Below are 25,045 nucleotides of genomic sequence, written 5' to 3'. Positions count from 1 at the left end.
ATCAACTTAGCTTTTTTCGCTGATAAACATAGATTGTTGTCATCTGCGCTGCTACTATTTGAATGAGATTTTAAAATGATCAGTTAAACTGCTATGCAAGACTCCATCGAACAGTACATGCAAGTCGTCGGTCAGAATGCGCGTGAAGCTTCACGCTTTTTGGCTGGATCTTCGACTTTTGAACGAAATAATGCTTTGACGGCAATCCATACCGCTTTGGAAGACCATCAAGCTCAAATTCTAGCTGCGAATGAACTAGACATGACTCGTGGTCATGAAAACAATTTAGACAGCGCATTACTCGATCGTTTGGAACTTACACCCACACGCTTCAGTGGAATGTTACAAGGTCTTAAAGATGTCATCAGTTTAATTGATCCCATTGGTGAAATTACCGACCTAGCTTATCGCCCGTCTGGTATTCAGCTTGGAAAAATGCGAGTGCCTTTAGGTGTCGTAGGTATGATTTATGAATCACGTCCTAACGTCACTCTAGAAGCAGCCTCTTTAGCGATAAAGTCTGGCAATGCCATCATTCTTCGCGGTGGTTCAGAAGCATTAGAGTCAAACAAAGCCATTGCTACCGCAATTCAAAAAGGTTTAGAGCAAGCTGGAGTACCAGTCAACGCAGTGCAGGTTGTAAATACAGCTGATCGTGCTGCTGTTGGGCAATTGATTACCCTCTCTGAGTATGTTGACGTTATTGTTCCACGTGGTGGCAAAGGCTTAATTGAACGTATTACACGTGAAGCAACTATTCCAGTAATCAAACATCTTGATGGTAACTGTCACGTCTTCGTTGAGGCTCAAGCAGATCTACAAAAAGCATTGCCAATTGCGTTAAATGCAAAAACTCATCGCTATGGCGTATGTAATGCCATGGAAACATTGCTGGTTGATGAAAAAGTTGCTGACGACTTTCTGCCTCGCATTGCTGAACTTTATGCTGAAAAACAAGTTGAGTTGCGTGGTTGCTTGAAAGTCAAAGCAATTTTAGGTGAACATATTAAAACTGCGACCGAAGAAGACTGGTATGAGGAATATCTAGGACCTATTTTAGCGGTTAAAGTAGTCAGTGGCGTTGATGAAGCAATTTTGCATATCAATAAATACGGATCGCATCACACTGATTCGATTATTACTGAAAACTTTAGCACGGCGCGAAAATTCCTTACTCGCGTCGATTCAAGTTCGGTCATGGTCAATGCCTCTACCCGTTTTGCTGATGGTTTTGAATATGGTTTAGGTGCTGAAATCGGCATTTCAACAGATAAAATTCATGCCAGAGGTCCAGTCGGATTAGAAGGACTCACCTCACAAAAATGGATTGTTTTAGGCGATGGCCAAATCCGTCAATAAACCTAACTTAAAAAACAAAGCCCTTTGAGTAAAGGGCTTTGTTTTTGAGTGATTCAACTCATTATAACGAAATAAAAAACGTATAAATTAGATCAATTACAAAGCAGAAGTGGTATATAAAAAATACAATACATGCTATGTTTTACGCATACAATTTAATTAAAATATAACCATCATTTATTTAATAAATGAATAAATAAAGACTATAAATTTTAATTATTATTGCCTTAGTGGTCGATAGTGCTTAAGTCTAATCACCTAAAGTCTATCTAGGACAATAAAAAAACGCATGATACAAATGCTTCACGATCAAGAAATAACATTTTTTGTTCATTTGGAAGAAAACAAACGAAATATTAAAATTGCCAGTAAAGGAACACACCATGCCTCATTCAGTTCTTATCATCAATTGCGGTTCTTCTTCGATCAAGTTTGCATTATTACTTAAAGATCAAGATTTCCGAATTCATGGTCTTGCTGAAAATTTAGGTACGCCAGAAGCGCGCATCAAAGGCGTGACTGTAGGCAACGAACCAGTTGATATTCGTATTCCAAATGCAGACCACAAAGAAGCACTTGAAGTTGGATTATCTCGCTTAGCGAATCACAAGCCTGATGCCATTGGTCATCGTATTGTACATGGTGGTTCTTTAACTCAAGCAGAGTTAATCACCGATGAAATTATTGAAAAGATCCGTGAAGCAACACCTTTAGCTCCATTACATAATCCTGCACATCTCGTTGGGATCGAAGCGACTAAACGTTTGTTCCCAGACTTACCGCAAGTTGCAGTGTTTGATACAGCGTTCCATCAAACAATGCCAGCGCATGCCTATCGTTATGCGGTACCAAAATTTTTATACACTGAACATAATGTTCGCCGCTATGGATTCCACGGTACAAGCCATGCCTATGTATCAGATCGTGGTTCTGAGCTTGCTGGTAGTTTCCGTGAAGGTGGTTGGCTCACCGCTCATTTAGGCAATGGTAGTTCTACTTGTGCAATTTGGAATGGTAAAAGTGTTGATACCTCTATGGGATTAACGCCGCTCGAAGGTTTAGTGATGGGTACCCGTAGTGGTGATGTAGATCCAAGTTTACATAATTTTTTAGCCAAAAACCTAGGATGGGACATTTACAAAATTGACAGAATGCTCAATAGCCAATCTGGTTTATTAGGACTTTCAAACCTGTCAAACGATATGCGAACACTTATCGAAGCTTCAGAAGAAGGCAATGAAGATGCTGCACTTGCTATTGAAGTATTCTGCTATCGTCTTGCTAAATCATTAGCAGCACTCAGCTGTGGTTTACCTCGTCTTGATGGCTTATTCTTCACAGGTGGTATTGGTGAAAACTCAGCATTTATTCGTGAAAAAACATTATCTTATTTGCCACATTTTGGTTTTAACTTTAGTAAAGAAAAAAATGACCAATTAGCTCGCGGTACAGAAGGTCGCATTGATAATGGTACTGGTCCGCAAATTTGGGTCATTCCTACAGATGAAGAAGGACGTATTGCACAAGAAACAGAACATGTGGTGAATCAAATCGGAGATGTGAATTCATCTGAAAAAAAGTCTGAACTTGAAACCACGACTGCTTAAGTAGCCGCCCACGCAGACATATTTATTTTTTATTTTTAGATATAGATTTTGATGATATGAAAACAATTGTACTTGTTCCAACTGGTGAAGGTGTAGGTCTGACATCAGCGTGTTTAGGCTTAATTTATGCACTTGAGTGTCAAGGTGTAAAAGCTGGTTTTGTGAAGCCATTTTCACAAGAAGTACATGCTGAAAATTTCGATCGCACCACAGCGTTATTCCGCCATGTTTCTCAGAACGAAACAGTTGAACCAATCTCATATCAAAATGTAGTTCAGCAATTAAATGCTGGTGAAAGTGATGAGTTATTAGAAGAAGCTGTTCGTCTACATCGTCAAATTGCTAAAAAACATGATCTTATTATTGTGGAAGGGTTAGTTCCAAACAGTCGTGATAGTTTTGCATCTGAACTGAATGCTCAACTTGCTCAAGCACTAGATGCGAAAGTCATCATTGTGAGCAATGCTGATATCAAACAACCAGCCTATACAGCAGAAAAAGTAGAAACCCAATTACGTAATTTTGGTGGAGCAAACAGCAACCGAACAGCTGGTGTGCTGTTCATGCGAACCAAAGGTCTGTCCGAGGAGTCTGCACAGATTCCAGTGACCATTGATCCAAGTCTGCGTCTGACACAAGAGACTCAACAATTTGTTGGGGAAATTCAAAAAACACATCCACTGATTGGTTCCGAACAACTTCCTGTTATTGCATTAGTACCATTTAGTAATACTTTAAGTGTGCCGCGAATGTCTGATATCGCGCAACATATTCAAGCAGAATGGATTAACTTAGGTGAGGCTGCACAACGACGTGTTCTGCATAGTAGCCTGATCGCTTCAAATATCGAGCGCGAACTGCACAAATTCACGGCAGGCGAACTGATTATTAGCGCATCAGATCGTATTGATGTCTTACTTGCAAGTAGTTTAGCAAGCAGCAATGGTATCCCTCTTGCTGGTTTAGTATTGACTGAACATTATGCACCTAATCAACAAGTACTGGCTTTCTGCCAAGCAGCAATAAAACAGGGCTTACCTATTTTACACACACCACTGAGTACCTTTGAAACGGCAACCCAACTGGCTAATTTAAGCAATGAAATTCCTGTAGATGATACTGCTCGCGCTGAACAAGTCACTCGATTTGTATCTAGCCATATTGATGCGGATTGGGTAACGCAGTTGCTGAATGGCTCATACCAACCACGACTTTCTCCATCTGCATTCCGTCATGAGTTGGTACAAAAATCAATTGCAGCGAAGAAAAGAATTGTTCTTCCTGAAGGTGATGAACCTCGTACGATTCAAGCAGCCGCGATCTGCCAATCACGTGGTATTGCTCACTGTATCTTACTGGCAAAACCAGAAGCAGTTTTAGATGTAGCCAAAGCTCGAGGGATTGAATTACCTGACGATTTAGAAATCATTGATCCAGACCTCATTCGCGACAACTATATTGCGCAAATGGTAGAGTTGCGTAAAGGCAAGTTAAATGAACTGCAAGCGAAAGAACAGTTACAAGATACAGTGGTTCTTGGAACGATGATGTTAGCACTAGATCAAGTGGATGGATTAGTTTCAGGTGCAGTTCATACCACAGCCAATACAGTTCGCCCTGCATTTCAGTTGATTAAAACGGCACCTGATTACTCTTTAGTTTCGTCTGTTTTCTTTATGTTATTACCAGATGAAGTGTATGTTTATGGTGACTGTGCAATCAATCCAGATCCTAATGCAGAGCAACTTGCTGAAATCGCGATTCAATCTGCCGATTCAGCCAAAGCGTTTGGTATTGATCCACGTATTGCCATGATTTCATATTCAACTGGTACATCTGGCACAGGTGCTGATGTTGAAAAAGTTGCTGAAGCAACACGCATCGCAAAAGAACGTCGTCCAGATTTATTGATCGATGGCCCCCTTCAATATGATGCTGCCTCTGTAGAAAGTGTAGGTCGCTCTAAAGCACCTGACTCTCAAGTGGCGGGTCGTGCCAATGTCTTTATTTTCCCTGACTTGAATACTGGTAATACCACCTATAAAGCAGTTCAACGCTCTGCCAATGTGGTCAGTGTCGGTCCAATGCTCCAAGGTTTAAACAAACCTGTAAACGATTTATCTCGTGGTGCATTGGTCGATGATATTGTCTTTACGATTGCTTTAACAGCGATTCAGGCTGAGCAACAAGCCCAATAATTTGATTTGCATATGAGTTACCATCCTCGCGAAAGTGAGGATGGTTTTTTCAATAAATCCCTTAGAACACTGAGATCTATGATTAACTCCTACGTGTTGAAACTTAGAATCATGAGGTTAACTAAAGACTTATATAAAAAAACAAGAACTCTTAAAGAGTTCTTGTTTAAGACAAGATCGAAAATTAACTTTGAATAAATGCAAGAAGATCAGGATTAATCACGTCAGGATTAATAGTGAGCATCCCATGTGAATAACCTGGATAAATCTTTAAAGTTCCATTTTGTACCAATTCAGCCGATAACTTTCCTGAAATATCAAGAGGAACAATTTGGTCATCATCACCGTGTAAAACTAATACTGGCACTGAAATTTTCTTAAGGTCTTCTCTAAAATCAGTTTGGGAGAAAGCCACAATCCCATCATAGTGTGCTTTAGCAGAACCCATCATCCCTTGTCTCCACCAATTTTGAATCACTGGTTCAGACGGCTTCGTATTCGTACGATTAAAGCCATAAAATGGACCTTCAGGTACAGCACGATAGAATTCAGCTCGATTTTTAAATAACTGAGCCTGCATATCATCAAAAACAGCTTTCGGCAATCCATTTGGATTATCTTCAGTTTTCACCATATAAGGTGGTACAGAGCTCACAAGAACAGCTTTAGAGACACGTTCCTCACCATATCTTGCTATATAGTGTGCAACCTCTCCACCGCCTGTTGAATGACCAATATGAATCGCCTTTTTAATGCCCAAATGCTCTACAACAGCCGCAACATCATCAGCATAATGATCCATATCATGACCTTCAGACACTTGAGAAGATCGTCCATGACCACGGCGGTCATGCGCCACTACACGGTAACCTTTGTCTAAAAAGTAAAGTATTTGCGCATCCCAATCATCTGAACTTAAAGGCCACCCATGATGAAAAAAAAGAACCTCACCGTCACGTGATCCCCAATCTTTATAAAAAATTTCAACACCGTCTTTAGTCTTTACATAACTCATTTTCAACTCCTTAAATTGGTTGAATAATAATTGAATATGAAATCAAATTAATTCTTAAGCAATTGAATATTTTTTAAAATTTAATTCGATTTATTAGGATTAGAACTTCATTAAAAACTTAAATGTGTTAAAAACCAAGTAACCATTTAGAGTGTTAAAACTGTTCTACCTCAGATTAAAGTAACGGATTTGGCATAAGTTTAATTGACTCAGATGATATAGTTTAAGTATCAATTGAATCATTTTCTGGAGATTTTTCTTTTTCGGTATTGCAAAGGTGTCTCACCCGTCCAACGTTTAAATGCTCGTGAAAAAACAGAACTCTCTGAGAAACCGAGAACGCTGACAATATGGCACATGGAAATCTCTTTGGATGCTAATAATTGCTTTGCAGTCCGAATACGATAATGAGTTAGAATTTTCTCAAAAGAAGTGTCAATATCGTTTAAAGATGCACGCAAGGTGTTGACCTTCATATTTAACTTGTCTGCCACATGCTTTAATTGAACATTGCCTGATTCGAGTAAAACATCAGCTAGAATTTGTTCTATATCAGAAATAAGTTCATATTTTTCAACCTGTCTCATCTGACGTTTTGCATAAGTTTCATGGATGGCAAATAATTCAGGCTCATACCAGTCAAATTTTAAATTCAACAACGCTGCATCAAATATAATTTTCCCATCTGGACAGCCCAACTCAACTTCACATCCCCATACGCGCTTGTATTCTATTAATGTCGCACCATATTCATAGGGTAAATAAATTTTAATTGGGCGGAATTGATCATCTGTAATGAATTTCAAAAACTTTAAAATCACACTGATCACAATCTCTAAATAGTGCCGAACAGGATGATTGAACCCTTGAATTCCAGCAACATGCTCATCTGTGAACAGGCTAAAATGAAAAGCTGAAGAAAGTAATTTTTGGTAATTTAAAGCTTTCTCTAGTCCAACTTTAAATCCCGAACTACTCAAAAACAGATACTCAATCACTGAGCCTCTAATTACAGGAAAATGCTCTCCTACATGTAAACCAATATCTCTGTCATTAGAAACTTTTTGCGCTGTATTCCAAAATCGGTACTGACATGAATTATCTCTGCGAACTGTCTTATCAGGCAACTGTGTGGGCAATCTTACATCTTCTAAAATTTGCTCTACATTTAATCCCATCTGTTGCATTGTGATATAGGCATAACTCAGAAAGACTCCAGCGTCACTTGACTTCATATTTAATTAACTTCTAGATTTTATGAAATATATAAATAATATTGATTTTTAATTATATAAATATTTACTTAATACTTTCTATTGAAAATCTTAACAAAATTTAATTTCATAAAGTCAATGTATTAGAATTATTGATGACTAAAATAGTGAAATTTCACCCATTTAATCTAAAAATATTATGAGATAAATTTGAAAAAAATTATTGTTACGTATAAAAAGCTTAAACAACTTATTACGTAAACGTATTTCCATCTAAAAAATTAATTAGCAAATATTAATTTTAACTTTTCTATGAATGAATCTGCTCTCTTAAACTTTCGCCCAATTCCTCAGCAAAAAAGCCACAATTGAATCATTTTGTCTTATAATTTAGCCCGCTAGCTATCAGCCCGCTCAAGAGATATTTGTATGACAACTATTATCAAGCAAGACGACTTGATCACATCCGTTAAAGATGCGCTTCAGTTCATTTCTTACTATCATCCACAAGACTTCATCCAAGCAATGAGTCGTGCGTATGACCGTGAAGAAAACAAAGCTGCCAAAGATGCGATCGCACAAATCTTAATCAATTCACGTATGTGTGCCGAAGGTCACCGTCCGATCTGTCAAGATACTGGTATCGTCAACGTATTCGTTGAAGTGGGCATGGACGTTAAATTTGATTTAACAATGAGCTTAGACGACGCGATTAACGAAGGTGTTCGCCAAGGTTACTTAGAAAACTCTAACGTACTTCGCGCATCTGTACTTGCTGATCCTGCTTTTGGCCGTAAGAATACGAAGGATAACACCCCTGCTGTGATCTACCATAAACTTGTTCCAGGTAACAAAGTAGATATCACTGTTGCAGCAAAAGGTGGTGGTTCAGAAAATAAATCTAAACTTGCTATGTTAAACCCATCCGATTCAATCGTGGACTGGGTACTGAAAACTGTACCAACCATGGGTGCAGGCTGGTGTCCTCCTGGTATGCTTGGTATTGGGATCGGTGGTACTGCTGAGAAAGCCATGATGCTTGCAAAAGAAGCATTGATGGAAGAGATCAACATGGACGAACTACTTCGTCGAGGTCCGCAAAATAAACTTGAAGAACTTCGTATCGAAATCTTCGAGAAAGTAAATGCTTTAGGTATCGGTGCACAAGGTCTTGGTGGCTTAACGACTGTTCTAGACATCAAAATTAAAGACTACCCTTGTCACGCTGCGGGCAAACCAGTGGGTATGATTCCGAACTGTGCTGCGACTCGTCACGCACACTTCACACTAGACGGTACAGGTGTTGCGAATATTATTGCACCTAAACTTGAAGACTATCCTGAAGTCACTTGGGACTCATCTTCTTCTAAACGTGTTGACTTAGATAACATCACACAAGAAGAAATGAACTCTTGGAAACCAGGTGATACGCTTCTTCTTAACGGCACAATCTATACAGGTCGTGACGCTGCGCACAAACGTATGGTTGATATGTTAAACAACGGTGAAGAGCTTCCTGTAGACCTTAAAGGTAAGTTCATTTACTACGTTGGTCCTGTTGATCCAGTGGGTGACGAAGTTGTAGGTCCTGCAGGTCCAACAACTGCAACACGTATGGATAAGTTCACACGTCAAGTTTTAGAAGCAACTGGTCTTTTCGGTATGATCGGTAAAGCGGACCGCGGTCCTGCTGCGATTGAAGCTATCAAAGACAATAAAGCAACTTACCTCATGGCTGTAGGCGGTGCTGCATATCTCGTATCTAAAGCAATTCGTGAAGCGGAAGTTGTCGCTTTTGAAGATTTAGGTATGGAAGCAATCTATAAGTTCGTGGTTAAAGATATGCCTGTATCTGTTGCAGTAGACGTTAACGGAACATCAGTTCACGCAACTGCACCAAAAATTTGGCAGGCTAAAATTGGTAAAATTCCAGTTGTAGATGCAGCTGCACAATAAATAATATTCGACTTGTCTCAAGTTCAAAAAGCACTCTATCATTAGGGTGCTTTTTTATACCGAGAATACTCATGAAAATTTTAAGAACATTATTTTTGAGCGGATGCATGATCTGCTCACCTGCGGTTATGGCAGCTCAAGCGACTGATCAAAAAATCGAAAAACTCATACAAGTATTGAATTTAGATCAGCTCTTACAAAGTACACTTAAACAAATCCGACCTCAAATTGATCAACAGGCCTATAGCATTGTTCAAAATATTGTTAAGGCCGAAAAATTAACACCACAACAACAAGTTATTGCCAATGAGCTGGCTGATAAAATTCACCAAGAAAATATTAAGCAAACTTCTTGGGAAAAACTTAAACCGATCTATCTGAAAATTTATAAAGATGTCTATGATGCCGAAGAAGTTCAAGCCCAGATCGACTTTTATTCCTCTCCAACAGGTCAATCCATTTTAAATAAAGGTCCACTTGTTGCTCAAGAATCCATGAAAATCCTGAATCAACAACTTGCAGGCTCTTTACAATCTACAGAAAAGAATTTTGCTGAAGTCCAAAAGAAATTAGAACAACTACAAAAACAAAGTATTCATACTGACTCGAAATAAGCTAAAAACCATTCTGCTGAATCAGAGTTACCATGTGCGTGGATCATATATCTTAAAAGGTTCTGTTAAGCGCACATCATCACTGGCTTTATATTCTTTATTTTTAATTTTTTCTTTTGATTTTTGCAATGTTCCGTTCGGTTGAATAACGGCAACATAGTTAAGCCCAGGCGTTTTCAACTGAGTCATGCCAATTTCTCTTAATGCCTGTTTTGTTGGCATTTGCATCAATGGTCCAACTCTGAGGAGATCTTCACTACCATTTGGTCCACCTCGAAACTGTTCTTCTTCATATTTTAAGAAATACTGCTGCCCCGCTTTAACACTAAAACTTGCAACCAAAGGTTTTTGAAAATGCATCACAGTTAAAGGTCGACTGATACTAAGTTGATAATCCCCTTCAGCCAGCTCTATCCAATAATAATGATTGCTGATTAAACTCGGAATGCGCTTACCATTTAGAAAAAAACTCGGTGCAATAATTTCCTGACGATTCCACTTACTATCAGGACGGTAAAGATACAACACTGCGGCTTGCTGATGTTGAGGTTTTACACGGCTGAAAAACTGTCCTGGTTTTTGATTTACCCATGAGCCCAGATCAAATCCTGCAACTTTATATTGAGCTAGCTTCTGAGATACAAAAGTTTTTTTCTCACTAAAATCTACCGGTTTTAACGTTGAAACCACATGAGTTTGATTATTATCGTTAAGCCCTTTATGTGTCTGACATGCCACAAGAAACAGACTCAAAGCACACACTGCTACGCTTGATCGCATGATTATCCCTCATCACGAATACTTTTTATTCTATGTCATATTTTTGTTATCGTTAGATTATCATCTCAATCCGAGATTAAAAACAAAAAACGCGCAAAAAGTGGGACTTTTTACGCGTTTCAGATGAATTACAATCAATTAAGCAGATTTAGTATCTAAAATCTTTAAATCGACCTTTTCTTCAACTTGTTGTTCTTGTTTAGGTTGGCGCTCAGTTCGATATTCTGGTTCAGCATTTTCATTGATCACAGCTTCATTGATCACAACAGTACCAATATCAGAGCGACTTGGTAAATCGTACATCGTATCGAGTAAGACGTTTTCAAGAATTGAACGTAAACCACGTGCACCTGTATTACGCTCAAGTGCTTTTTTCGCAACAGCTCGCAATGCTGAATCTTCAAATAATAGATCAACATCTTCCATTTCGAACAAGTATTGATACTGACGCGTTAATGCATTTTTTGGTTCAGTCAAAATTTGCATTAATGCTTCTTCGTCCAATTCTTCGAGCGTTGCAATCACTGGCAGACGACCAATGAATTCAGGGATTAAACCAAATTTCACAAGATCGGCAGCTTCTACCTGACTAAATAATTCAGATAACTTCTTAGAGTCATCTTTAGTCTTCACGTCAGCAGTGAAACCAATTCCACCTTTTTCTTGACGCTGTTGCACGACACGCTCCAAACCAGAGAATGCACCACCGCAGATGAACAGGATATTAGACGTATCAATTTGAATGAACTCTTGCTGTGGATGCTTACGACCACCTTGAGGTGGAATTGAAGCTACCGTGCCTTCGATCATTTTTAAAAGCGCTTGTTGAACACCTTCACCTGAAACATCACGTGTTATTGAAGGATTTTCAGACTTACGGGTAATCTTATCGATCTCGTCGATATAAATGATACCCTTCTGTGCTTTCTCAACATCGTAATCTGCTTTTTGTAGCAATTTTTGAACGATATTCTCAACATCTTCACCAACATAACCAGCTTCAGTTAATGTCGTTGCATCAGCCATCGCAAATGGCACATCTAATAAGCGCGCTAAAGTTTGCGCCAACAAAGTCTTACCCGAACCTGTTGGTCCTATGAGTAAGATATTGCTTTTAGCAAGTTCTACACGATCTTCTGACTTTGCAGTTGATTGAGTCACTTTAAGACGTTTATAGTGGTTATATACCGCAACAGAGAGCGTTTTTTTCGCAGTGTCTTGACCAATCACATATTGATCTAAAGCTGCACGAATTTCATGCGGCTTGGGTAATGGACGAGTTGCCCATTCACCAGTTTCGACTTGCTGGCTCGTCTGAACTAAATCTAAGCATACATCTACACATTCATTACAAATGTAAGCGTCCTCGCCTGCAATGAGTTTACCCACTTCAGACTGCGTTTTACCGCAAAATGAACAATGCTTTTGTCCTTGAGGATTTTCAGACATCTTCACTCCAAATAAATTTCTATGCTTTACAGCTTAAAGTTGCGGACGTTTCGTTAAAACTTCATCGACCAAACCATATTCTTTTGCAGCTTGAGCGGTCATAAAGTTATCACGGTCTGTATCACGTGCAACAGTTTCATAATCTTGGCCACTGTGTTCAGCCATTAGACGGTTCAAACGCTCTTTAATAAATAGAATTTCACGTGCATGAATTTCAATATCTGAAGCTTGACCACGGAAACCACCCAATGGTTGGTGAATCATAACACGAGCGTTTTCTAAGCAGTAACGTTTACCCTTAGCACCAGCATTCAATAAAAAAGCGCCCATTGAGGCTGCTTGGCCCATACAATATGTCACGACATCTGGTTTGATGAATTGCATCGTATCGTAAATTGCCATACCCGCAGTCACTGAACCACCAGGTGAGTTAATGTACAGATGAATATCTTTTTCTGGATTCTCAGCTTCTAAGAACAACATTTGCGCAACGATTAAGTTCGCCATATTGTCTTCAACTTCACCCGTTAAGAAAATTACACGTTCGCGCAAAAGACGCGAGAAAATATCAAAAGAACGCTCACCACGAGATGATTGCTCTACGACAACTGGAACCAAAGCATTATCAATTGTTGGAACATACATACGTTATTTATTCCTAAATTTTTTGTCACTCAATACATTTTCACAATATGAGGGATAATTGTCGAAAATGCAAAATATTCACCATTAAATATCAGATATTTTTTAATTAGGCTTTGTGAATACAGGACAAGTTGATCCATATTTTTTACAAGAAAAAAGGCGCGTTAAGCGCCTCTTCCTTCGGATAACCGATTAGCCTTGTTGACGAGCTTGTTGTTCTTTCAACAATTCTTCATAGCTAACAGCTTTATCAGTTACTTTAGCAGACGCTAAGATGTGATCTACAACTTGGTCTTCTAAAACAACAGCTTCGATTTGTGCACGTTGTTGCTTATCATTTTTGAAGTATTCAATAACTTCTGTAGGATCTTCATAAGAAGTCGCCATATCTTCGATATAAGCTTCTACACGTGCTTGATCAACTTCGATTTTTGCTTCAGCAAGAATACTGCTCACCAAAACACCTAATTTTACTGATTTTTCAGCTTGCTCTTTGAATAATTCATCTGGAAGCATGCTTGAATCAAATGCTTTAGCGCCTTGAGCACCAAACTGTTGAGTAAACTGTTGGATCATTTGTTGACGTTGACGGTCAATTTCTTGAGACAACATAGATGCAGGTACTTCGATTTCATTTGCAGCTACAAGCGCATCAAAAGTTGCACCTTTCACTTGATTGCGAAGACCGTTTTTCACTTCACGTTCCATATTTTTGCGAACGTCAGCTTTTAACTTCTCAACACCTTCCTCTTCAGTTAAACCAAAGATTTTTAGGAATTCAGCATCTACGTCAGGAAGCTTTTGTTTTTCAACAAGCTTAACTGTGATTTTGAATTGAGCTGATTTACCTGCAAGGTTTTCTGCTTGGTAATCTTCAGGGAAAGTTACATCAATTACTTTCTCTTCGCCTTTCTTCATACCAACGATACCGTCTTCGAAGCCAGGGATCATACGACCAGAACCTAATACAAGTTTGAAGTCTTCAGCAGAACCACCTTCAAATTTTTCGCCGTCAATAGAACCTTCGAAATCAAAAGTAACTTGCATGTCTTTTTTAGCCATGCCTTTTGTTTCAGTCCAAGTCGCGCGTTGCTTTTGAAGATTTTCGATCATTTGATCTACATCTTTATCATTTACTTCAGTAGATTTACGTTCAACTTCTAAACCGTCAAACTTAACTGAAACTTCTGGGTAAACTTCAACAGTTGCTTCATAAACTAAAGCATCTTCTTTGTTTTCAACTTTTTCAATGTTAGGCATGCCTACAGCATTGATTTTCTCTTGTTGAATTGCTTCGAATACTGTGTCACGAATAACATCATTTACCACTTCTTGGTAAATGCTCGCGCCGTATTCACGACGAACAACATTTAAAGGCACTTTACCTGGACGGAAGCCGTTGATCTTAACTGTTTTAGCAGTACGTTTTAAACGAGCTTCGAATTGCTCATTAACACGGCTCGTCGGTACAGATACATTTAAACGACGGGCTACGCCCGAAACCGCTTCAGAAGTTACTTGCATGGCTTCCTCGATATAGAAATAGTAATTGCAATTTTTAAAGTGCCACATTATATGACAACAATCAAAGATATACAAAATACCTTTTTCAAACCATCTTTTTTATGAACCTGAGAATATTTTTTTTGCTCACAAGGTTTGACCATATTCAATTCATTTTTCTTAATTATTGTTTGTTTTTTATTGCAAATGATAAAGTTTATCATTAATATTTGCATCAAATTTGATCATGCCCTCAAGCATCACTCATACCAGCGGAAGAACATAATATGAGTAAGTTTAAGCTTCAACCTCTTACAGTTGCATTATTCGCTTTGTCTAGCGGTGTAACATTTGCAAATACCACAAATGAAAGTAGTGCTCATCAACTTTCGACAATTGTCGTTTCTGCTGCGGGTTTTGAGCAGGATATTAAAAATGCACCTGCATCTATTAGTGTTGTAACTAAAGAAGATATTGAAAAGAAAAATGCGACAAGCATCGCTGATCTTTTATCAGATGTCCCTGGTATTGATATTCGTTCTGGAGTTGGGAAAACATCTGGCCTTAACGTTAAGATGCGTGGTCTTGGTAATGACTATAGCTTAGTTCTTATTGATGGACGCCGTCAAACAACCTCATCAGATGTAACACCTAATGGCTTTGGTGAAACCTCTAATAGTTTTTTACCGCCTCTAGCCGCTATTGAGCGAATTGAAGTTATCCGTGGACCAATGGCTACTCGCTATGGTTCAGAAGCAATGGGTGGTGTGATCAATATCATTACTAAAAAAGTTGCAGATCAGTGGTCAGCAAATGTCACAACGAGTGGCAACATTATGGAAAGTAATGCTGAAGCAGACTCTTGGAAATCTAGTTTTGTGATTAATGGTCCACTTATTAATGACCGCTTAGGTTTACAATTAAGAGGTAGCTATTTGGATCGTCAACGTTCTGAACGTATTGTTGAGGGTTCGACTAGCCGTGATCCACGCCCAAGTAAAGCAGATAATTATGATTATGGTGCAAAATTAGACTTTAAATTAGATGAACAAAATGCTTTATGGATCGATGGTTTTTATTCTAGCCAACGCTATGACAACACAGATCAACGTTTAGGAAACTTTATTTCTCGTGGTGGTATCGCAGGCTATAACGATGAGCTTGAGTTCAATCGAACTCAATTTGCACTTGGTCATGATGGTAACTATGATTTTGGTTTGTGGAAAACTTATCTAAGCCATAACACAACAGAGACCCAAGGTCGCACCATTCCAACAGATGCATTCCCAGAGTTAGCAGGTCAAGCTCGAAAACTCGAAAATAAAGATCTTGTGATTGACTCTCATATTGTTGCACCAATCAAAAGTCATAAATTGACAGTTGGTACTGAATACAAAGATACAACCATTGCAGATGATATTGCAGGTATAGGAAAAGAATTTACACAGGATACTTGGTCTCTCTACGCTGAAGATGAATGGCAACTCAAAGACAACTTATTTTTCACATTCGGTGGTCGCTTCGAAGATCATAGCGGATTTGGTGGACAATTTAGTCCGCGGGCTTATTTAGTTTGGAACACCAATGATGCACTAACGATCAAAGGTGGCGTAAGTACAGGTTATAAAACACCATCCGCTAAGGATCTTTACGACGGAATCAATGGTTATAGTGGTCAAGGTGCTACACCGAGTCTTGGAAATCCAGATTTAGATCCTGAAACATCAATCAACTATGAGCTTGGATTTAATTATCAACCTTCTGATAATTTTAACCTTACAGCAACTGCATTCTTCAACGTTGTTGAAGACAAGATCGTTTCTAGAACGTTCAGTTGTAACACCAATGATTGCTCTAATCTTAGTGATAAAGCAACTTCTTATAGCAAGAGTTTCAACACGGATGAAGCAGAAATTTATGGTTTAGAGACATCCCTAAATTATCAAATTATTCCAGAATGGAGCTTAAAAGCGGCTTACACCTATACCGATTCAGAAATAACTAAAGGTCAAGACAAAGGATATGCTTTAGAGTCTACTGCGAAACATTTAGCTAGCCTAACATCTACTTGGCACATTAATGACTCTTTAGACCTATGGTTACAACATGAATATCAATCTGGTCGTCCTCGATTTACTAGTGAACCTACAGACGCTGGCTCAATTAGTATTTTGGAACAAACCAATAACGAATTTTCTGGTTATAATTTATTTAATCTTGGTGCAAGTTATCAACTGAACGATAAAATTCGTATTAATGCTGCAGTAAACAATCTATTGGATAAAGACTTTACTCAAAATATGGAATATGTAGATATTAACGGCGATCTTCAACAAGCTTATAAATATCTTTCAATTGGACGTAGCTCTGAAGGCACATACTTAGCTGGTCGTAACTACTGGTTATCTATTTCATATGATTTCTAATTCTAGGTAGATTCTCTCTAGTAAAACCCTGCGCTAGCAGGGTTTTTTATTTTATTAAAATTTAATTCCCTATCAAAAATAGCCATACAAAAATGTAGAAACTTTAATTTTTCCAATATTATTTAAATTCATTTACTTATACATAAAATATTACATTATTACATTTAAGCTTCCGTTATTTAGTTTAACTTAAATCGCAAATATCAATTTTAAGACCCGTTAAAGCTAAAAAAGAATCATTATTATTCTCAACCTGAAAACAAATTCATATCAGGTTGAACATGGCCTTTATCACGACACGTAAAAAAATCGTTTCATCTGCAATAGCAACGTCATTGGCTGTTATTTCAGGTCAAACTTTCGCACAAGAAGATACAGCGCATTTAGAAACAATTAAATCAGAGGCTCAATCAGAGCAGTCATTTAAAGTCGACAAATCCTCAAACGCTAAATACGTTGCTCCCCTACTCGATACTCCCAAATCAATCTCTGTTATTTCTCAAAAACAGATACAAGATACTCAAGTGACTACGCTGTCTGATGCTTTAAGAACTGTTCCAGGAATTACACTTGGTGCGGGCGAAGGTGGCAACCCAAATGGTGACCGTCCATTTATCCGTGGTTATAACTCTGAAAGTTCAATGTACGTTGACGGTGTAAGAAACTCTACTTCTCAAAACCGTGAAATGTTTGCTGTCGAACAGGTTGAAGTCACCAAAGGCTCCGCCTCTACTTTAGGTGGTGGAGGTTCTACGGGTGGTAGTATTAACCTAATTTCCAAATTAGCCAAATCTGGAGATGCTTTCCAAGGCTCTGTTGCTGGCGGTACTGATGCTTATGCACGTATCACATTAGATGCAAATAAAGATTTTGGGAATGGTATTACGACTCGTGTCGTGGCAATGGGTCACCAGAATGAAAAAGCGGGACAACATAATGGCGCTGAATATGAACGTGCTGGTATTGCACCAAGTATTAGCTTTGGGTTAGACACGCCCACTCGAGCGACACTAGCCTACTACTACCTAAAGTCTGATGATAAGCCAGATTCAGGTATTCCATATAAATACGACACTAACAGAAAAGCGACCGTCGGCTCACCCGTTGATGTTCAACAGGGTACATACTACGGTTGGTTAAATCGTGATTTTCAAAAGCAAGAAAATCAAAGTGGGACCCTTAAGCTAGAGCACGATTTTAGCGAAAATCTAAGCTTGATGAATACTGCTGTCTATAGCAAATCAAAAAATAATTACTTATGGACTCAACCAGATGACAGTCAGGGCAACGTCGCAAATGGAAAAGTTTGGCGTCGTCTAAATACCAACCTAACAACCACTGACAGTTTTACAGATCAACTCGCATTAACAGGTAAACTCCAAACAGGCATCATAAAACATAATTTCAATTTGGGTGCTGAATACAGTAAACAAGATTCTGAACGCGGCACAAACATTGTAACCGACCCTAATACCACGTTAATAGGCGGTAGTGGTGCTAATAATGCATGCTCATTAAATATTTCAAATGGTTGGTGTACTGATCTTTATAACCCCAATTCGAATGATGCTTGGCTAGGTAAAGTTCAAGCTAATCCAAATGTCATGAAGATTAAATCTGAAACACAATCAGTATATGCCCTAAATAATATTGAGCTTAATCCTCAGTGGCTCCTTGACCTTGGTATTCGCTGGGATGAATTCGAAACTGAAATGAAATACAATCAAGATACTGGTTCAGGCACTTCAGCAATTCAAGCAGGAACAAAATATAATTCAAAACACGATTTCTTCAATTATCAAGCTGGATTAACTTTTAAACCAAGAGAAAATGGATCAATTTATGCAAGCTATGCGACTTCAGCTAATCCCGTTGGAATCGATGCTGGTAATGGTTCAGAAGGGTTAAGTGTACCAGGACGCAATACAACTGATGCACAAGCAAGAGCAATTAACAACCTCAAACCTGAAGAAGTCAAAACCTATGAAATCGGAACCAAATGGGACCTTTTGAATAACAAAATTAATCTTACAGCTGCTATTTTCCGTACAGAAAAAGAAAATACTCGCGCTTTAGATAATGATGGATTTACAAGAAATATTGGTGAGACTCGTGTTGATGGTGTTGAATTAGTCTTAAACGGCAATATCACAAATAAATGGGCTTTATCTGCAGGATACACATATTTAGATAGTGAAATTGTTGATGCAGGTTATGTCAAAAATAGCGATGGAAGTTATTCGGCTAGCCCAACTAATGGTAACCAAGTCCAAAATGTCGCAAAACACTCTGCCACTTTGTGGACAACTTACCAAGTTCTCCCTAAATTACAATTAGGTGCTGGTGTTTTAGCTATGGATCGAGTGTATGGAGATGCTGCAAATACCAAATTTGTACCAGGCTATGTTCGTTATGACGCCATGGCTCGCTATCAAGTAAATTCAGATATTGATCTTCAATTGAACGTCAATAATCTCTCAGATACACGTTATTTCACGAAAGCTTATGCTTCGCATTATGCAACTGAAGCTGAAGGTCGAAATGCTGTATTGTCTTTAAATTTCAAGTTTTAATTTCATTTCAGCATAGCTCTATACAAGCTATGCTTTTCATCACCTAAAGCAGTGAGTGATCGTAGTGATTCATCATATTCCAAATATTCTAAGCCCTGAACAAGTTCGATATTTTCGTGAAGAAATGTCTAAAGTAGATTGGGTCAATGGAAAGGTAACAGCTGGAACACTCTCTGCAACAGTGAAACATAATCAGCAACTTTCCAATGATCATCCCCTGACCAAACATCTAGGTGATATTATTTTAGAATCCCTAGGTCAACATCCTTTATTCTTATCAGCAGCAATTCCACTAGATATCATCCCTCCTCTGTTTAATCGCTATGAACAGCATCAATCATTCGGTTTTCATGTCGACAATTCGATTCGCAGAGTTCAAGGCTCACAAGAACGCTTGAGAACAGATTTATCTTGTACTTTATTCTTGAGTGATCCGCACGAATATGACGGCGGTGAATTAGTCATTGAAGATACTTATGGATATCACGAAGTCAAACTCCCTGCAGGAGATTTGATACTTTATCCATCTACTAGCTTACATGAGGTCACTTCTATCCAATCGGGTTGTCGCTTGGCATCATTTTTTTGGGTACAAAGTATGATTCGAGATGATTCAAATCGACATATGTTATTTACTTTAGATCAATCTATTCAGCAACTTCGTATGGAATTAGGGGATCAACATGAGCAAGTCATCAAACTCACGAGCCTCTATCACAATTTAATTCGAAAATGGGCAGAACTATAATTTATTTTTCACAGTTAATTTTTATAATGAAAAATATTATTAAAAAAAAATATATTGTGAAAAAAAAATTTCACATTCATCATACTTTGATCTAAATCAGGGAATAATTCTCTTGAAGATCGCACTATACTAAAAGAAAGAATTTACAAGCACTGTGACGGTATAGCTAAGCTCTATATATTCAAAAGATTTTTAGGGAATTCAGCAAAATGATGCAGTAAGCCACTTGTAAATTGATAGAATAGACACAATCGATATAAATAGCGCAGTGCCTTTACACAAGACCCAAGCATGTTGTGCTATGAAAGGAGTTATCTCATGATGTTGGCTGATCCAAGCAAAAAATACCGTCGCATGTACCAACGTGTAGACTTACCTGACCGTCAATGGCCAAATAACGAAATTAATAAAGCGCCTATCTGGATGAGCACCGACCTCCGTGACGGTAACCAAGCTATTTTCGAACCAATGAACATTGAACAAAAGTTCAAGATGTTCCAAATGTTGGTGAAAATTGGTTTCAAACATATTGAAATTGGCTTTCCATCTGCCTCACAGATTGATTTTGACTTTACCCGTAAATTAATCGAAGAAAATCATATTCCAGATGATGTCTATATCGAAGTATTAGTTCAAGCTCGTGATCACTTGATTCAACGTACATTTGAATCATTACAAGGTGCCAAACGTGCAATTGTGCATATCTATAATTCAAACTCACCAACATTCCGTCAAAAAGTATTGAATGTTGATGTAGCGGGTGCGAAAGCCTTAGCGGTGAATGCGGCTCAAAAAGTGAAAGAATATGCAGCACAATATCCTGAAACTGAATGGGTGTTCCAATACTCTCCTGAATGCTTTACCGCAACTGAATTAGAAGTTGCAAAAGATGTCTGTGATGCAGTCACTGAAATTTGGGATGCTCGCCCAGATAATAAAGTTATCTTGAATCTACCCGCGACTGTTGAAGTTTCTGGGCCTCATGTTTACGCTGACCAAGTTGAATGGATGCATCGCAACTTACAACGCCGCGATGGTGTCATTATTTCTGTACACTGTCACAATGACCGTGGATGCGGTATTGCAGCATCCGAGTTAGCGATCATGGCTGGTGCTGATCGTGTGGAAGGTTGTGTATTTGGTAATGGTGAACGTACAGGTAACGTTGACGTTGCAGCGATTGCATTAAATATGTATACCCAAGGTGTCGCTCCAAATCTAGATTTTTCAAATATTAATGAAATCATTTCTACTATTGAAGAATGTACAGGTATACCCGTTCATCCACGTCATCCATATGCGGGTGATTTAGTATTTACTGCATTTTCTGGCTCACACCAAGATGCGATTAAAAAAGGCTTTGAGTTCCAGAAAAACGAAGAAATTTGGGACATGCCTTACTTACCAATTGATCCTAAAGATTTGGGACGTGATTATGACGCAGTCATTCGTGTCAATTCACAATCAGGTAAAGGTGGTATCGCATACTTGTTAGAGTCGAACTACAACGTCGTATTACCACGTCGCTTACAAATTGAGTTCTCGCAAGTCGTGCAACAGGTAGCTGACGAAGAAGGCGTAGAAGTTTCTGCTGAGCAAATTTGGAGTTTATTCCAAAGTACATATGTAAATCAGAAAGATAAACATTATGTCGCGAAAAACTATCGATTATCTGATGAAAATGGCAATCAAGTCATTGAATTAGATATTGAAGTCGGTGGTCAAGTTCAACATCTACGTGGTGAAGGCAACGGACCAATCTCTGCAATTTTAGATGCTTTACAGTTGCCAATCGATGTTGTGAACTATGAAGAACGTAGCATTGGTTCTGGTGCAAATGCTAAAGCGTTGGCACTAATTGAACTTCAAGTCAAAGGTACAGGTAAATCAGCATTCGGTGCTGGTGTACATGACAACATCGTGACTTCATCTATTGAAGGAATTATTGCATGTACAAATCGTTTAATTGATCAAGGTGTTTTGAGCACAGATCAAGTGATCGCTGCGGCAGTATAAATATTAGCAATAATATTTAGCACGAAAATGACTTTAGAAGGATACCCTCAAGTGGTATCCTTTTATTTATTCATACTTAAGATTTTAGGCGAATTTATCCTGTGTCTTTTCCAGCTGACTCAGTGGGCATTGTTGTTCCACAAAAGTTCCAATTTGAAGAACCACTCGCATTAGAATGTGGCCGCGTTTTACCACGTTTCGAATTGATGGTCGAAACTTATGGCACACTCAATGCAGATAAATCTAATGCAATTTTGATCTGCCATGCGCTTTCTGGTCATCATCATGCTGCTGGTTATCACCATGAAGATGATAAAAAAGCAGGTTGGTGGGATGCTTGTATTGGGCCAGGCAAAGCAATTGATACCAATACATTTTTTGTGGTGGCATTAAACAATATTGGTGGTTGTAACGGATCAACAGGACCAACCTCCCCAAATCCTGAAAATGAAAATCGTCCTTATGGTCCAGATTTTCCATTAGTGACCGTGCGCGATTGGGTTAAAACTCAAGCAATGCTGTCTGATCGTCTTGGTATCACTGTTTGGCACTCTATTATTGGTGGCTCTTTGGGAGGCATGCAGGCACTTCAGTGGTCTGTAGATTATCCTGACCGATTAAATAACTGTGTCATTATTGCCAGTGCGCCTAAACTTTCAGCGCAAAATATCGCATTTAATGAGGTCGCGCGCCAATCCATTTTGTCCGATCCTGATTTTCATCATGGTCGCTATTTAGAAAAAGATAGCTATCCTAAACGTGGTCTTATTCTAGCGCGGATGGTAGGTCACATTACTTACCTTTCTGAAGAAGCCATGAAACAAAAATTTGGTCGTGATTTAAAATCTGGCAAATTCATGTATGGTTTCGATGTTGAATTCCAAGTTGAAAGTTATCTTCGTTATCAAGGTGAACAATTTAGTCGTAACTTTGATGCGAATACCTACTTGATCATGACTAAAGCTTTGGATTACTTCGATCCTTCTCGTGAGTATGAACAATCTTTAGTTAAAGCAATGTCGAATACAAAATGTAAATTCCTTGTGATTTCATTTACTACGGATTGGAGATTCTCTCCTTCCCGATCTGTTGAGATTGTGGATGCATTGATTACCAATCATAAGCCTGTGAGCTATGTTGATATTGATGCAGAACAAGGTCATGACTCGTTCTTGTTCCCTATCCCTTTATATGTCAAAACTTTAAGGGCTTTCTTAGGTGGTGTAGACCATCTTGCTTCAACCCCTAAGGAGACCGTGTAATGCGTATCGATCAGAAGCTTGCAGAAAAATGGATTAAACCTGATTCAAGCGTTTTAGATCTTGGTTGTGGCGATGGTGAATTACTGGCTCATATGAGCAAAAAGCACAACATTCGTGCATACGGATTAGAAATCGATCAAGAAAAGATTGCAATTGCAGTCAGTCGAGGGTTAAATATCATCCAACAAGACTTGAACCTCGGTTTGGGACGCTTTGCAGACCAGTCATTTGACTATGTTGTCATGGCACAAGCTTTGCAAGCTGTAGATGCACCAGATGTGCTTTTGCGCGATATGGTGCGTGTTGGGAAACAAGCAATTATTACTTTTCCTAACTTTGCACACTGGAAAACACGCTCTTTCCTTGCTTTAAAAGGGAAAATGCCTGTTTCGGATGCCTTACCCTATATGTGGTATAACACTCCAAATATCCATCTGTGCACGTTTAAGGATTTCGAAGCACTTTGTGCTGAGAATCAAATTAAAATTATTGACCGTTTAGCCGTGAATGGGAATCAACAAGGGAGTTTGCTCAGCAAGCATATCCCGAACTTGTTTGGCGAGGTCGCGATTTATCGAGTGAGCGCTCTATGAAAAAGTTATTCTTAGGTACTTCATTATTTCTAGGGTTGTTGAGTTTCCAAGTTCATGCAGATTATGTACCTCAACAACCATCAACTTCTGCACTGGCTGCACAGTATTCACGTATGCCTGTATCTGAGCTGCAAAAAGCTGCTCGAGCAGGTCAACCGGCTGCCCAGTTTTATCTGGCAACACATTATCAACATGGTAAAGATGTTACTAAAGACCTAAAACAAGCTTTCGTTTGGTATAAGGCAGCAGCCGATCAAGGTATTTCATCTGCTCAGCTGAATGTGGGTCGTATGTATGCTGATGGTATTGGTGTTACTAAAAATGAAACCTTAGCTCGCCAATACTTCGAAAAAGCAGCAAGTCATGGTGACAATCGTGCAAGCTTCAATTTAGCCGTTATGGAAGAGCAAAAGAAAAACTATATGGGTGCTTACCAATGGTATGAGCTTTCTACACGTGATGGCATGTTAGATAATAAAGTGATCAATATGTCTGAGACGAAAAAGACGGCTTTGGCTGCCAACCTGACACCAGAACAAATTCGTACTGCACGTGACCGTGCTGATCAATGGATTCAAAGCCGTTAATTACGCTTATAAGTTTGAAGAAAGCACCTATCGGTGCTTTTTTTATTCGATCATCTTCTTCATTCTTATGAATTTCATATCTTCGAATATGTCCACTTCACTATGTGAAGTAAAACCTAATTTTTTATAAAAATGAACAGCCCCTATATGTGCATTGACTGTTATCTGTTGGATATCCGTTTGAGTTAATTGATCTAACACATAATTAAATAAATGAGTTCCAACGCCTTGAAATTGCAGATTTGGATGAACAAAAAAATGAAAAATATGGGCGGGTTGTTTGTAAGCAATCACCCCCACAAGCGACTGCTCTAATTCTGCAACAAAGTATTTTATCTCTTGATGATTGATGTGCGATACAAGAGCTTCTTTTGAAAATAGGGACTTACTTTTTGGCATTTCATCAAAGTGATTCAAAGCTAAAGCAATACAGGATGCAATATTTTCAGCATCCGCGATCTCGGCTTGACGAATATGAATGCTATTTAAATTTGTCATGT

The 25,045-nt window shown here is 38.6% G+C and carries 19 protein-coding genes; 12 read left to right on the top strand and 7 right to left on the bottom strand.

Annotation, left to right across the window (positions count from 1 at the left end; all coding sequences use genetic code 11):
* The first annotated feature begins 93 nt into the window (after nt 1–93).
* The 3 genes from AC1M9M_RS09955 (at nt 94) to pta (ending at nt 5,164) form a co-directional block, all read left to right on the top strand.
* Nucleotides 94–1,359 carry a glutamate-5-semialdehyde dehydrogenase gene (locus AC1M9M_RS09955; protein WP_481596246.1) on the top strand — a complete coding sequence of 422 codons (1,266 nt, stop codon included), beginning with the start codon at nt 94–96 and terminating at the stop codon, nt 1,357–1,359.
* Nucleotides 1,360–1,742: 383 nt separating this feature from the next.
* Nucleotides 1,743–2,966 carry an acetate/propionate family kinase gene (locus tag AC1M9M_RS09950; protein ID WP_035265285.1) on the top strand — a complete coding sequence of 408 codons (1,224 nt, stop codon included), beginning with the start codon at nt 1,743–1,745 and terminating at the stop codon, nt 2,964–2,966.
* Between the two features lie 56 nt (nt 2,967–3,022).
* Nucleotides 3,023–5,164 carry a phosphate acetyltransferase gene (pta, locus tag AC1M9M_RS09945; protein WP_481596245.1) on the top strand — a complete coding sequence of 714 codons (2,142 nt, stop codon included), beginning with the start codon at nt 3,023–3,025 and terminating at the stop codon, nt 5,162–5,164.
* A 184-nt stretch (nt 5,165–5,348) separates the two neighbouring features.
* Here pta and AC1M9M_RS09940 read toward each other — a convergent pair whose 3' ends face one another.
* Nucleotides 5,349–6,179: an alpha/beta fold hydrolase gene (locus AC1M9M_RS09940; RefSeq protein WP_481596244.1), complete on the bottom strand. Its 831-nt coding sequence runs from the start codon at nt 6,177–6,179 to the stop codon at nt 5,349–5,351.
* A 239-nt stretch (nt 6,180–6,418) separates the two neighbouring features.
* Nucleotides 6,419–7,414 carry an AraC family transcriptional regulator gene (locus AC1M9M_RS09935; protein WP_481596243.1) on the bottom strand — a complete coding sequence of 332 codons (996 nt, stop codon included), beginning with the start codon at nt 7,412–7,414 and terminating at the stop codon, nt 6,419–6,421.
* Nucleotides 7,415–7,822: 408 nt separating this feature from the next.
* Between AC1M9M_RS09935 and AC1M9M_RS09930 the strand changes: the two genes are divergently transcribed.
* Nucleotides 7,823–9,349 carry a fumarate hydratase gene (locus AC1M9M_RS09930; protein WP_035265279.1) on the top strand — a complete coding sequence of 509 codons (1,527 nt, stop codon included), beginning with the start codon at nt 7,823–7,825 and terminating at the stop codon, nt 9,347–9,349.
* Nucleotides 9,350–9,420: 71 nt separating this feature from the next.
* A complete protein-coding gene (locus AC1M9M_RS09925) occupies nt 9,421–9,963 on the top strand; it encodes a DUF2059 domain-containing protein (protein WP_481596242.1) in 543 nt (180 codons plus the stop codon).
* Nucleotides 9,964–9,990: 27 nt separating this feature from the next.
* Here AC1M9M_RS09925 and AC1M9M_RS09920 read toward each other — a convergent pair whose 3' ends face one another.
* The 4 genes from AC1M9M_RS09920 to tig form a co-directional block, all read right to left on the bottom strand.
* Nucleotides 9,991–10,743, bottom strand: a complete 753-nt coding sequence (locus AC1M9M_RS09920; protein ID WP_481591561.1) for a DUF2846 domain-containing protein — start codon at nt 10,741–10,743, stop codon at nt 9,991–9,993.
* Between the two features lie 138 nt (nt 10,744–10,881).
* A complete protein-coding gene (gene clpX / locus AC1M9M_RS09915; RefSeq protein ID WP_035265272.1) occupies nt 10,882–12,192 on the bottom strand; it encodes an ATP-dependent protease ATP-binding subunit ClpX in 1,311 nt (436 codons plus the stop codon).
* A gap of 33 nt (nt 12,193–12,225) precedes the next feature.
* Nucleotides 12,226–12,837, bottom strand: coding sequence for an ATP-dependent Clp endopeptidase proteolytic subunit ClpP (clpP, locus tag AC1M9M_RS09910; protein WP_035265270.1), 612 nt, complete (start codon nt 12,835–12,837; stop codon nt 12,226–12,228).
* A gap of 192 nt (nt 12,838–13,029) precedes the next feature.
* Nucleotides 13,030–14,361 (bottom strand): trigger factor, encoded by a 1,332-nt coding sequence (gene tig / locus AC1M9M_RS09905; protein WP_180028337.1) that lies wholly within the window; start codon nt 14,359–14,361, stop codon nt 13,030–13,032.
* A gap of 266 nt (nt 14,362–14,627) precedes the next feature.
* Between tig and AC1M9M_RS09900 the strand changes: the two genes are divergently transcribed.
* The 7 genes from AC1M9M_RS09900 (at nt 14,628) to AC1M9M_RS09870 (ending at nt 24,545) form a co-directional block, all read left to right on the top strand.
* Nucleotides 14,628–16,766, top strand: coding sequence for a TonB-dependent receptor domain-containing protein (locus AC1M9M_RS09900; RefSeq protein ID WP_035265267.1), 2,139 nt, complete (start codon nt 14,628–14,630; stop codon nt 16,764–16,766).
* A gap of 281 nt (nt 16,767–17,047) precedes the next feature.
* Nucleotides 17,048–19,339 carry a TonB-dependent receptor gene (locus AC1M9M_RS09895; protein ID WP_481596241.1) on the top strand — a complete coding sequence of 764 codons (2,292 nt, stop codon included), beginning with the start codon at nt 17,048–17,050 and terminating at the stop codon, nt 19,337–19,339.
* Between the two features lie 64 nt (nt 19,340–19,403).
* Nucleotides 19,404–20,087: a Fe2+-dependent dioxygenase gene (locus tag AC1M9M_RS09890; RefSeq protein WP_481596278.1), complete on the top strand. Its 684-nt coding sequence runs from the start codon at nt 19,404–19,406 to the stop codon at nt 20,085–20,087.
* A 318-nt stretch (nt 20,088–20,405) separates the two neighbouring features.
* Nucleotides 20,406–22,103, top strand: coding sequence for a 2-isopropylmalate synthase (gene leuA / locus AC1M9M_RS09885; RefSeq protein ID WP_035265262.1), 1,698 nt, complete (start codon nt 20,406–20,408; stop codon nt 22,101–22,103).
* Between the two features lie 101 nt (nt 22,104–22,204).
* Nucleotides 22,205–23,365: a homoserine O-succinyltransferase MetX gene (gene metX / locus AC1M9M_RS09880; protein WP_035265259.1), complete on the top strand. Its 1,161-nt coding sequence runs from the start codon at nt 22,205–22,207 to the stop codon at nt 23,363–23,365.
* Nucleotides 23,365–23,958 (top strand): methionine biosynthesis protein MetW, encoded by a 594-nt coding sequence (gene metW, locus AC1M9M_RS09875; RefSeq protein ID WP_035265257.1) that lies wholly within the window; start codon nt 23,365–23,367, stop codon nt 23,956–23,958. Before metX ends, metW begins: the two co-directional genes overlap by 1 nt.
* A complete protein-coding gene (locus AC1M9M_RS09870) occupies nt 23,955–24,545 on the top strand; it encodes a tetratricopeptide repeat protein (RefSeq protein ID WP_481596240.1) in 591 nt (196 codons plus the stop codon). The genes metW and AC1M9M_RS09870 overlap by 4 nt, the downstream gene beginning before the upstream one ends.
* Before the next feature lie 42 nt (nt 24,546–24,587).
* On the opposite strand, the gene AC1M9M_RS09865 is transcribed toward AC1M9M_RS09870, so the two are convergent.
* Nucleotides 24,588–25,043 (bottom strand): GNAT family N-acetyltransferase, encoded by a 456-nt coding sequence (locus AC1M9M_RS09865; RefSeq protein WP_481596239.1) that lies wholly within the window; start codon nt 25,041–25,043, stop codon nt 24,588–24,590.
* Nucleotides 25,044–25,045 lie beyond the last annotated feature (2 nt).

The sequence above is a fragment of the Acinetobacter sp. ANC_7503 genome (assembly GCF_056780035.1).
The sequence above is the reverse complement of the archived record's forward strand: the minus strand, read 5'-3'. Positions and strand labels throughout refer to the sequence as shown.

Bases quoted from the DNA above. Each gene is read 5' to 3' on its own strand.
- AC1M9M_RS09955 (WP_481596246.1), top strand. From the start codon at position 94: ATGCAAGACTCCATCGAACAGTACATGCAAGTCGTCGGTCAGAATGCG.
- AC1M9M_RS09950 (WP_035265285.1), top strand. From the start codon at position 1,743: ATGCCTCATTCAGTTCTTATCATCAATTGCGGTTCTTCTTCGATCAAG.
- pta (WP_481596245.1), top strand. From the start codon at position 3,023: ATGAAAACAATTGTACTTGTTCCAACTGGTGAAGGTGTAGGTCTGACA.
- AC1M9M_RS09940 (WP_481596244.1), bottom strand. From the start codon at position 6,179: ATGAGTTATGTAAAGACTAAAGACGGTGTTGAAATTTTTTATAAAGAT.
- AC1M9M_RS09935 (WP_481596243.1), bottom strand. From the start codon at position 7,414: ATGAAGTCAAGTGACGCTGGAGTCTTTCTGAGTTATGCCTATATCACA.
- AC1M9M_RS09930 (WP_035265279.1), top strand. From the start codon at position 7,823: ATGACAACTATTATCAAGCAAGACGACTTGATCACATCCGTTAAAGAT.
- AC1M9M_RS09925 (WP_481596242.1), top strand. From the start codon at position 9,421: ATGAAAATTTTAAGAACATTATTTTTGAGCGGATGCATGATCTGCTCA.
- AC1M9M_RS09920 (WP_481591561.1), bottom strand. From the start codon at position 10,743: ATGCGATCAAGCGTAGCAGTGTGTGCTTTGAGTCTGTTTCTTGTGGCA.
- clpX (WP_035265272.1), bottom strand. From the start codon at position 12,192: ATGTCTGAAAATCCTCAAGGACAAAAGCATTGTTCATTTTGCGGTAAA.
- clpP (WP_035265270.1), bottom strand. From the start codon at position 12,837: ATGTATGTTCCAACAATTGATAATGCTTTGGTTCCAGTTGTCGTAGAG.
- tig (WP_180028337.1), bottom strand. From the start codon at position 14,361: ATGCAAGTAACTTCTGAAGCGGTTTCGGGCGTAGCCCGTCGTTTAAAT.
- AC1M9M_RS09900 (WP_035265267.1), top strand. From the start codon at position 14,628: ATGAGTAAGTTTAAGCTTCAACCTCTTACAGTTGCATTATTCGCTTTG.
- AC1M9M_RS09895 (WP_481596241.1), top strand. From the start codon at position 17,048: ATGGCCTTTATCACGACACGTAAAAAAATCGTTTCATCTGCAATAGCA.
- leuA (WP_035265262.1), top strand. From the start codon at position 20,406: ATGATGTTGGCTGATCCAAGCAAAAAATACCGTCGCATGTACCAACGT.
- metW (WP_035265257.1), top strand. From the start codon at position 23,365: ATGCGTATCGATCAGAAGCTTGCAGAAAAATGGATTAAACCTGATTCA.
- AC1M9M_RS09870 (WP_481596240.1), top strand. From the start codon at position 23,955: ATGAAAAAGTTATTCTTAGGTACTTCATTATTTCTAGGGTTGTTGAGT.
- AC1M9M_RS09865 (WP_481596239.1), bottom strand. From the start codon at position 25,043: ATGACAAATTTAAATAGCATTCATATTCGTCAAGCCGAGATCGCGGAT.